General features: G+C 66.2%; 9 protein-coding genes. 3 read left to right on the forward strand and 6 right to left on the reverse strand.

Annotation, left to right across the window (positions count from 1 at the left end; genetic code table 11):
- Window positions 1-106: 106 nt before the first annotated feature.
- The 3 genes from AC16DP_RS13360 to AC16DP_RS13370 form a co-directional block, all read right to left on the reverse strand.
- Window positions 107-499 carry a hypothetical protein gene (locus AC16DP_RS13360; protein ID WP_329728038.1) on the reverse strand — a complete coding sequence of 131 codons (393 nt, stop codon included), beginning with the start codon at window positions 497-499 and terminating at the stop codon, window positions 107-109.
- Window positions 496-1,782 carry a type II toxin-antitoxin system HipA family toxin gene (locus tag AC16DP_RS13365; protein WP_329728039.1) on the reverse strand — a complete coding sequence of 429 codons (1,287 nt, stop codon included), beginning with the start codon at window positions 1,780-1,782 and terminating at the stop codon, window positions 496-498. Before AC16DP_RS13365 ends, AC16DP_RS13360 begins: the two co-directional genes overlap by 4 nt.
- Window positions 1,783-1,938: 156 nt before the next feature.
- Window positions 1,939-2,454, reverse strand: coding sequence for a DUF2231 domain-containing protein (locus AC16DP_RS13370; protein ID WP_329728040.1), 516 nt, complete (start codon window positions 2,452-2,454; stop codon window positions 1,939-1,941).
- A 165-nt stretch (window positions 2,455-2,619) separates the two neighbouring features.
- Between AC16DP_RS13370 and AC16DP_RS13375 the strand changes: the two genes are divergently transcribed.
- Window positions 2,620-3,147: a helix-turn-helix transcriptional regulator gene (locus AC16DP_RS13375; protein ID WP_329728041.1), complete on the forward strand. Its 528-nt coding sequence runs from the start codon at window positions 2,620-2,622 to the stop codon at window positions 3,145-3,147.
- 129 nt (window positions 3,148-3,276) lie between these two features.
- Here the strand turns inward: AC16DP_RS13375 and AC16DP_RS13380 are convergent, their stop codons facing one another.
- Both AC16DP_RS13380 and AC16DP_RS13385 read right to left on the reverse strand, forming a co-directional pair.
- The gene (locus AC16DP_RS13380) at window positions 3,277-5,157 is read right to left on the reverse strand and encodes an AAA family ATPase (RefSeq protein WP_329728042.1); all 1,881 of its coding nucleotides are present in this window, start codon (window positions 5,155-5,157) and stop codon (window positions 3,277-3,279) included.
- Window positions 5,158-5,644: 487 nt separating this feature from the next.
- Window positions 5,645-6,169, reverse strand: a complete 525-nt coding sequence (locus tag AC16DP_RS13385) for a cytochrome P460 family protein (RefSeq protein ID WP_329728043.1) — start codon at window positions 6,167-6,169, stop codon at window positions 5,645-5,647.
- A gap of 660 nt (window positions 6,170-6,829) precedes the next feature.
- On the opposite strand from AC16DP_RS13385, the gene AC16DP_RS13390 reads away from it, so the two are divergent.
- Both AC16DP_RS13390 and AC16DP_RS13395 read left to right on the forward strand, forming a co-directional pair.
- Window positions 6,830-7,492, forward strand: a complete 663-nt coding sequence (locus tag AC16DP_RS13390; protein WP_329728044.1) for a VOC family protein — start codon at window positions 6,830-6,832, stop codon at window positions 7,490-7,492.
- 117 nt (window positions 7,493-7,609) lie between these two features.
- Window positions 7,610-8,359 (forward strand): NPP1 family protein, encoded by a 750-nt coding sequence (locus AC16DP_RS13395; RefSeq protein ID WP_483956716.1) that lies wholly within the window; start codon window positions 7,610-7,612, stop codon window positions 8,357-8,359.
- A 65-nt stretch (window positions 8,360-8,424) separates the two neighbouring features.
- Here the strand turns inward: AC16DP_RS13395 and AC16DP_RS13400 are convergent.
- The coding region (locus tag AC16DP_RS13400; protein ID WP_483956717.1) for a transposase at window positions 8,425-9,404 on the reverse strand (980 nt) is incomplete at its 5' end.

Here is a 9,404-nt window from a genome sequence, read left to right on the forward strand (position 1 = left end):
CAACCACTGGGAGCGTCGGTACGCGAAGGCGGCGAGAAGCTCGCCAGGCGATGCATCATGCCAAGCCTGCGGGTCACCGCCGCGATGAGCGGCGCCGTGACGGGTCTTACGACTTTGTCGAGCGCCGCCGCTGCCGCCTGCTCTTCGCGAGCGCGGCACGGAGCATCTCTCGCCGCTGCATCCCTGCATCGTCGGGCGGCGGTGGCTCTTCGAGGCGGGGAAACGACAACGCGACCTTTCCGCCGAACGGCGCGAAGACCTTGTTGAGCGTTTCGAGCGTCGGGTTCGCGTTCGGATCGTCCTCGAGCGTCGCGACGACGCTGGTGGCGAGCCTCACGGCTTGTGCGAAGGTCTTCCGGTCCATCCCCAGCATCGTGCCGCGGAGGATGCGCGAGGCGTCTCCGAGGCTGAACTCTCCGGTGGCGACCATGGCGGCGAGCTCTTCCAGCAGCGCCTTGCGTTCGAGCGCAGTCAACCGGGCGACATCGGCGCGCTTCATAGGAGACCCCACGTGCGCAGGCGCTTCTCGGTGCCGCGGAAGTCGAGCCCCGCGAAATTCAGCGTTTCCTCCGGCAGCCCGAGGTCCGCGAGGAGCTCGCGGAGATTGCGAAGACGCGAAGCAAGGTCGTGGAGTCCCTCGCGCAACGACGTCTCCTCCGGGCCGAAGCTTCGAAGGAGCCCACCCCAGTCCACATCTCCTCCGGCTTCGTACCCCTCCCACGTCGTGGTGCGGGTGATTCCTTCGAGGTCCATCCTCATCGGCGCGAAGTCGAAGATGGGCGCGAGGCGGACGGCACTGTCCGTCTTGAGCACGGCGATGTTCCTGCAGTGGTTGTCCGAGTTGCCGAACACCAGATTCAGCAGGTCGCGCTTCAGGTACTCGAGGCGCACCGCCGGCCAGACCGTCGCGGGAACGACGTCTTTCAGTGCACTCAATGCCGCTTGGTGCTTCTGGAAAGAGCCTGGCTCCGCCTTGAGCAGCGAGTAGAGGGACTCGAGTCCGTACCGGATTTCGCGGCCGTCCCGGCGCGCGACGTCAAAGCGGGGAAGCCAGAGGCTCGGGCCCGAGGGACCTTCGTGAAGCGCGAGCCCGTCTTGCGCAATGGTTTCGATTCCGAGCGCTGCGAGCGCTTTGTAATACACGAATTCCGACCGAAGGATGTTCCGGTCGCGTTCGCCACGGCTGCGCGCGAACTTGACGAGGTAATGCCGATCTGGACAGGCGGGCTCATCCTGCCAGACGTCGATCCACACCTGCTCCGCGGCGTCGCAGCGGAGCAGGAGCTTCGGCGAATCGCCGCCGGCACCTGTCGCGCCTCCTACCTGCGCGCCGGCATGGGCGGCGTACTCGATGAAGGCGTACTCGCGGTCGATGACGGCCTGGCGAGGGAAACGCTTGGGAGGTTCCTTCTTCGCGGGAACCGACTCCTCGATTCGAAGATTGCCGACCGGCGCAATCGTGCCACTCCGCAGGATTTCGAAGTCACTCGCCGCCTCATCCGCGAGGCCCAGCCGCCGCAGCCACCAGCGACGGGCACTCCCCATCGGTTGCAGGTCATCGAGAAACGCCGGCCAACGGCGCCAGACCCTGGGGCTGAACTCGACCGGGAGATTGAGACTTATTGCCGCAAGCGGCGGCGGGTCGGCGATCCACCGGATCAGGTACTCGTGCTCGTACTCGAAGATGCATCCTCCGCGTCGACCCTCCCGGACCGTAGGGAACTCGAGCAGCGCTGCCCGCTGCCACGACCCGTCGATCAACGCTTGGAGATGGAGCTTCACATCATCCTTTATAACGGATTCAAATCGCGCCAGCAGGGCTTTTAATCCGGTATACCGGTTTATCTAGCCCAGGGGCGGTGGTTTCTCCGGGTCGGAACGAGTCCTTTGACACCGTTCCGGAGCTGGCGGAGACGACTCGCGTCCTCACGCCTCCGGTCAGTCGTCGTCGACGCTTCCAACGGGGGCGCCAGAGGAAGGGCCCGCGCCGGGCCGCGCGGAGACATAGGCCGAGGCGGCACCGTGCCTGTACACCAGCTCCCCCCCCGCCTCGCCGGTCAGCACCGCCAGCACCCCCATGGCCAGCGAGCCGGCCGTCACGCCCACGGCGAGCCCCCGGCGAAGGCCCTCCTTCTTCAAGACGAGCGCCCCGAGCGCGAGCGCCAGCACGGCTCCCGAGGTCCAGACGAAGGCCTCCGCGAGCTCCTCGTGCCGCTCGATGGCGGACTCGGGGACGAGGCGCTCCACGCGCTCCTCCTCCCGCTCACCCGTCTGGAGGGAGGCCAGCCCGCCGCCCACGACCGCGAGCAACAAGGCCACCACCACGGCCCAGCCACCGGGGGACCACTTGCCGCGCAGCGCGGCGAGGGTGAGCCCCAACGCCAGCAGGGGGAGGATGAAAGCCAGCCCCAGCGGCAGATGGACCAGGGCGGGATGGAGGGGTAGGTTCGACATGGCGGATCTCCTTTTTTCTTCTTCGCTTCGCCGCCTGGAATAGCCGCGGGCGCCATGTCCCTCCATCCAGCAAAAGACGCAGCACCGGGAAACCCCAGGGATTCCAAAGCCTTGGAGCCATCCTTTGCGTCGGATGACGCAGAGGTTCCCTCCCGGTGGGAACGCGTGGTCCCCGGGGTGCTCTTCGCCGCCATCGCGGTGCTCATCGGGGTGGATGTGGTAGGCGACCAGCTTTCCGGTGCGAGTGGCCTGCACCTGGGCGCCGAAACCGGGGTGTTTCTGCTCGCCTTGTCGGGGCTCGCCTGGCTGTGGAGGCAGGTGCTCCTGTCCCGGAGACGGACGAGGCAACTCCAGCGGCGGCTCCTCGACGCACGCGCGGATGTGGGACGCCTGCGGGCGGATGCGGCCCATTGGCGGAGCGAGGCCCAATCGCTCCTCCAGGGGTTGGGCGTGGCGATCGATCGTCAGTTCGCCCAGTGGGGGCTCTCGGCGGCCGAGCGGGAGGTGGGACTGCTCTTGCTCAAGGGGCTGGCGCTGAAGGACATCGCCGAAACCCGGGGCACCAGCGAGCGCACCGTGCGCCAGCAAGCGCTGACGGTGTACCGCAAGGCCGGAGTCGCCGGGCGGGCGGAGCTCTCCGCCTTCTTCCTGGAGGATCTGCTCCTGCCTCAAGCCGCCCAGCAGGGGAGCTGAGTCGCGCCCCCAGGACGGGCTCCACCCCCTCCACCCGGCCCTGATTCACCCCGGAGAGGGTGTCAAAGAACTCTCCCTCGTTTCGAGTCCTTTGACACCGTCTCTGCCCAGCGCCTCGCTCTCCAAGAGCTATCGCAGTGACTCCAGCGCCAGGCTCGCGTTCGTATAGAGCATCGAGAAGTGCGCGTGCTCGCGACCCAGACGATGGGAAGGAGTGGCCTCGGCCTGGCTCCGCAGGTTCACGACCTGCTCCATCGCATGATTCCGTAAATGGCGCAGCGCGGCCTCACGGGTCTTGTCGGTCACACGGGACACCAGCGATTTCGGGATCTCCACGGCCAGCAGCCGCCCCTCCCGCTTCTGCAGGACCTTGACGCCCTTTGGATCGTCGAAGAGCAACCCGAGACAAAACTCGTCCAGCAGCAGGTATCCTCTCTTGTTGGGCAGTTCCCCCACGGGCGGAAGGAGGTCCTCCATGATGATGAGGGCACCGTCCTGTGCCAGCACCGCATCCATGTCGCGGAAAACCGTCAGCCAACTCTCCGGCTCGATCTCATGGAGGACGTTGCAAAGGATGACCAGGTTGATGCCCTGCCTGTACCTGGCGCTCAATTGCGCCATGCTCTCCCAGTAGTACTCCCCAGCAGCCCCTGGCTGTGTGAGCGCCACGATTCTCGCCTTGCAGGCCTCCCTCACCTCGGGCTCGGTGAATCGGGGGTGGTTATACGCGAAGTACTCGAGCCGCTGCTGGAGCGCGCTCCCGTCCTCTGCGGCGAGGCGCTCCCGGAGCGCGCTTCCGAAGCGGCCCTTGCCCGCCGAGTAATCCAGGATCCGGATCGACTGGTGGGTGGCGAGCCGCTGGTTGAGCATCTCGATGAATTGCGCTTGCTGCTTGTCGCCCGTCTTCGGGTCCGCGATACCGGCGGGCAACACGCATTGCGCGGCGAACTCCATGAAAGCGATCTCGTCCGCGTCGGACAGGAAGGTCGCGAGGCGCTCACGGCCCTCCTTCCCGCCCAGCAACGATTCGACGACCGAGGTGACCTTGTTTCCCGCGAACTCAATGGCACCGTCTTTGACGAAGTGCACCGAGTCCATTCCACCCCAGGCCAGCAGCGGAACGGAGTGGGTCGCCAACCAGATCTGCCCCTCGGGACCCAACACCTCGTCCCGTAGTTTCGTGAGTGCCCGGATGCACGCATCGTGGTGGAGATGGCTCTCCGGCTCGTCGATCAGGACGATCGCGTTGGAGAGGTCTTTTCGTTGCCGGTGAAGGCTGATCGCCCACGTGAGCAGGATCCTCTCCCCCGTCGAAAGCTCATCCGTCACGAACTGCCGACTCCGGAAGGTAGGGAGGACCTCCGTGTCTTCCAGGGTGAAGCCAATCTCTCCATCCAGGAGCGCACGCAGGATATCGTTGAAAACCCTGGCATCCTGCAACTGCCTGGCGAAGCCCTCATGGTTCACCATCCGAGGATGCTCGGAGTGGTACAGCGCTTGTGCGATCTGCGTGCAGTAGGCGTCCATCCCGCTGAAGGCGGAATCGAAGCCCACAAGGCTCGTGGCTTGTGCGGAGGTCTTGAGGTTCGCAGGGCTCATGTCTCGCGCACTGCGGATCCCTCTACCCTCCTTTGGATACAAGAGTGGAACCAGGGTGGCCTTGCTCTTGCCATTCACCGAGGAGAACCGAGTGTGGCGGAGCGCTTCGCTCTTGCCCTCGGCTTCCGAGCACTGTCTCTCATAGTGGGCAATCCGCTCGGAGTGGTCCTCCGGGTTCGCCGAGACTTGAAGCTTGGTCAGCTCATGTTGGGTCGCGTGAAAGATCGCCTCGTACTCACCGATGGTCCGGTCTCTGAGCAAGAAGATCTCCTGAACGAACCGAAGGTATCTGGATTTACCCGAGCCGTTGGGGCCGGCCAGGATGACAACCCTACCGAGCCGCTCGAGCTTTCCTCCGCGAAGACCTAGGTTCTTCGCGAGATGGGAGGGAAAGAGAATCTGGGTGATCATGGAGTGTGGCCTCGAGAATTAACGCCACCGTCCTACACCATCCCAGGCGACCGGGCGACCCGATGCGAAACCGGAGGCCGGGGATTCGCCCCAGCCCTGTCAGGGTGTCAGAGGATTCGAGTGAAGCGACCCGGCACGACACGCGGCGGAAATGAGAAGCGCGGAAAGCCGGCCGAGAAATGCAAACTGCTTCAAGGCCCGGCGCGCCGAGGCATGCCCCAACGGCCGCGGGCTGCGCTCGAGGTGCTCGGGCCGGATATGCGGGTGCTGTGCCCGCACGACCCAGGCCCCCAACACAGGCGTGTTCCGTGCACGAGCCTCGACTTCCACCCCCTCCACCAGTTCCCGCACCGCGCTCTGCCTCTCCTCACCCAGTCCTTCCCAGCACGGCAGGGGCGCCACCTCCAACTCCACCGGCTCGGCGATTTCCTCTGGAGCCGAGGGGCAGAGGAAGGCCGCTGACTCCTCGAGTGGAGAGAGTCCATCATCAAGGCGAGTAACGGCTGAAGACATAGTCGCGACTCTTGACCGCCTCGTGGCAGGGAAAGCAGGTCTTGAGCATCGCATCGTCGGCGGGTTTGCCGTCGTCGAACTGAGCGTATCCCCAGCCGCCAGTCGCGGCGTATTTCTTCGAGTCCTTCACCATGAACTGAACCCCGTTCTTCGGGGGCCCGGCCACGAAAGATTGGGGACGGCCGAAGACCTTGTTGTTCTCCTCCGACGGGACGTAGTCGTAAGCAAGCCGCGCGATGATGGTGCCATCGGGGAACGGGATCGTCCCTTCCCGGTAGGCCTTGATTGCTTTATCGTTGCCCAGAACCGCGCGGATGTCGTTGAGCTCGCCTCTCTCCTGGGCCACGGTGATGAGCCTCCAGTCGCGGTATCCAGGGGGGAGCTTCTTGACGAAGACCGGGGTGGCCTCTTCAGTGGCCTCTCCGGCTGCGATGGCCGCGGGGACGACGACACCGACCACCGTTGCAAGGACAGCCAGCAAGAGTCCGATCCGCTTCACGAGACCTCCTCTTTTCTATTTCGGATGTCGGTGGCGCTCACCTACGGCCTGAACGCCGCTCGGCGGGACGCACTTTCATCGAGTCCTGATGGCCACACCATGGAACGGCGGGGTGAGGAGGATGTTCGCTGACGGCCGACGTGCCGGCGAAGCTCGCGCTTGCTGCGCTGGTGGGCAGCAATGACTCTGGCCAGGTGGGAAGGCCGTGCCGCGCACCTCCCTGCAAGCGGCGAGGCCGAGCGGCGTCCGGCTCGCGCGGCAGCCAGTCGGCGAGCCGACCCATCCCGCGCTCGCCACCGGCGCCGCAAGCGCCAACTCACGGAGTGCCCACCGGAGTGCGAACGACGTGCACCGCGCATGACTTCGAGCGTTGCGCACTAGCCGTTTCCTCGCGCAGGTCTCACGTTTGACCTGGGTGTGCCCCCCCCCGCATCGAGCGGCGGCGCATCCCAGGAGGAGCGCTCTCATGGACTCTGAATCCATGCGAGGGGCCGAGCCCTTCTCGGCAGAGAGGACCCGCCTCCCCGGTGGGCCCACGCGAGGAGAGAGGCAGAGGCGTTCGCTTCGCTCGTTCCTCCGGACGTCGTCCCTGCCGGGGTCCAGGTGGAGGGCGTGCGCCTCCATCACCCCTTCCCCCCGCAGTCCCCCCAGGAGGCAGTCATGAGTGTCACCACCGTCATGAGTCACACCGAGACCCACGCCCCGAGCGCCGGGAGGGTCAACCTGAAGCTCGAGGCGGTCGTCCTTCCGGTCTCGGACCTCGACCGCGCGAAGAAGTTCTATCTGGGGCTCGGGTGGCGGCTCGACGCGGACTTCAGCAAGGGCAATGCCCGCGTGCTCCAGTTCACCCCTCCGGGCTCCCCGTGCTCGTTCCAGTTCGGCACCAACCTCACGTCGGCCGCGCCCGGCTCGGCCCAGAACCTGCTCCTGGTCGTGTCCGACATCGAGGCCGCGCGCAGGGAACTGGTGGGGAGCGGCGTCCAGGTGAGCGAGGTGTTCCACTTCTCCCAAGGACCGGCCCCCTTCGGCGACAAGGTCCGTGGGCCCGCGCCCAACCACCAGAGCTACGGCTCGTACGCGTCGTTCAACGACCCGGACGGCAACACCTGGCTCTTGCAGGAGGTCACGACCCGGTTCCCCGGGCGGGTGGACCGCTCCCAGATGTCGTTCAGCTCCGCGAAGGACCTGGCGAGCGCGCTCCGGCGCGCGGCGGCTGCCCACGGCGAGCACGAGAAGCGCAGCGGCAAGGCCGACGAGGACTGGCCCGACTGGTACGCGCGGTACATGACGGCGGAGGAGTCCGGAGAGCCATTGCCGTCGTGAGGGAATCCCATGACCCCTGTCCTCGACCCCCAGACCCGAACCGGAGCGATTCACCCCGCTCCAGCGCTCCCGCTCCGAGCTCGTTCGCAGCGCTCCCGCCGAGCGCTCTCCACCGCCGTGGTGGGTTTCGCCGGAGCCCTCTGCCTCGTCGGCGCTCCCCCCACGGCGCGAGCCGAGGTGCTCACCCTGCTCCCGCAGAACGCGGACGGGCTCGAGCAGACCTACTCACCGGCCTACGACTACGACAAGGACGGCTGCTACGCCACGGCCGCCATCGGTTCGGACGGCCGGCTGAACAGCGGGCTCGGCCTCGGAGGTGCGGTCAACGGTCACTGCCGGGACGCCCCGCAGCTCCAGAACGCGAATACCTACTCCCGCGCGAAGTGCAACAACGGCTGGTGCGCCATCATGTACGCGAGCTACTTCGAGAAGGACCAATCCTCGAACGGCGTCGGCGAGATCGCCGGCGGCTCGAACGGTCACCGTCACGACTGGGAGCACGTGGTCGTCTGGGTGCAGAACAACCAGGTGCAGTACGTCTCCCGTTCGGTCCACGGCCACTGGCAGGTGGACGACCGGTCGCACGTGCGCTTCGACGGCACGCACCCGAAAGTCGTGTACCACAAGGAAGGTGGCTTCACCCATTACTTCCGCCTCGCGAACGCCGATGACGACGCGGTCGAGAACGTGACCGGCGGCTGGTTCTACCCGCGCCTCGTGGGCTGGAACGGCTACCCGAACGACTTCCGGGACCGCCTGATGAACACGGACTTCGGCTCCGCGACGATCAAGATCAACGACCAGAACTTCAACAAGGCACTCAGCGACGCGAAGCCCGCGGGAATCTCCTTCGACCCCAACGCCTAGCGAGAACCCGCCGGAGAGGGTGTCCCGGAGAGGGGGAGAGGGTGTCAAAGAACCCGGAGAGGGTGTCAAAGAACTCGAGCAACACCACGTGGCACGACACGTGGTGGAAAGGAGAAGAGCGGAAAGCTGGCCGACAAATCTCCTCGCATCCACCGAGCCGCCGCCTCTCGGAACGCCGCGACGAAGGCCCGGTACTGCTCACGCAACTCCTTCAAAGCCTGACGCGTCGAGGCATGCCCCAACGGCCGCGGGCTCCGCTTGAGGCGCTCGGGCCGGGTATGCGGGTGCTGTGCCTGCACAGCTGGCGCCCCCAAGACGGGCGTATCCTGTGCGCGAGCCTCGGCTTCCACCTCCTCCACCAGTCCCCGCACCGCTCTCTGCCTCTCCTCCTCCCCCAACCCTTCCCAGCACGGCAGCGGCGCCACCTCCAACTCCACCGGCTCGGCGATTTCCTCGGCGAATCGCCCCTCCCCCGCTGCCCCCTCCTCGCCCCCCCTCTTGCTCCAGCGCTTCGTCCAGTTGAACCACTGGAACACTCGCCTCGCCGGCCCCAGCAACTGCGCCAGACACGTGAGTCCCGGCCACTCGGCACTCCTCTCCACCAGGCCCTCCTTCACTCCATGGGCCAGCACGTAGCGCAACCTCCCCACCAGCGCCGTGTCGTCCAACACCGGCTCCGCTGAGTAGCGTCGCTCCCAGAAGCCTCCACTCCAGTCCACCAACCGTCCCACCTTCTTGGAGAGGTTGGCTCGCAGGTATTGCATGAAGGCGGCGAGCGCCGCGCCTCGGGCCCACACCAGCAGGTGGAAATGGTTGGAAGCGAAGGTGAAGGCATGCAGCCGGACGTTGCCGGCGCTGTGCTGGACGGCTTTTGCCAGCACTCCTCCCACCACCTCGTTCACCTCCGCGCTGGGACGCAGCAGCAGCCGTCCCTGGAAGCACCTGGACGTCACGAAGTAGTAGCCCTCCTCTTGGAACATCCTCAGCGGCCAGCCCATCCCCTTCCCCTCCGTACAGTCCGCGCGCTCGATGCACCCCTCGGGCC

The organism is Archangium sp. (assembly GCF_057119385.1).

Excerpts from the sequence above, each read along its gene's own strand:
- AC16DP_RS13360 (WP_329728038.1), bottom strand. The coding sequence starts at position 499 with ATGAAGCGCGCCGATGTCGCCCGGTTGACTGCGCTCGAACGCAAGGCG.
- AC16DP_RS13370 (WP_329728040.1), bottom strand. The coding sequence starts at position 2,454 with ATGTCGAACCTACCCCTCCATCCCGCCCTGGTCCATCTGCCGCTGGGG.
- AC16DP_RS13380 (WP_329728042.1), bottom strand. The coding sequence starts at position 5,157 with ATGATCACCCAGATTCTCTTTCCCTCCCATCTCGCGAAGAACCTAGGT.
- AC16DP_RS13390 (WP_329728044.1), top strand. The coding sequence starts at position 6,830 with ATGAGTGTCACCACCGTCATGAGTCACACCGAGACCCACGCCCCGAGC.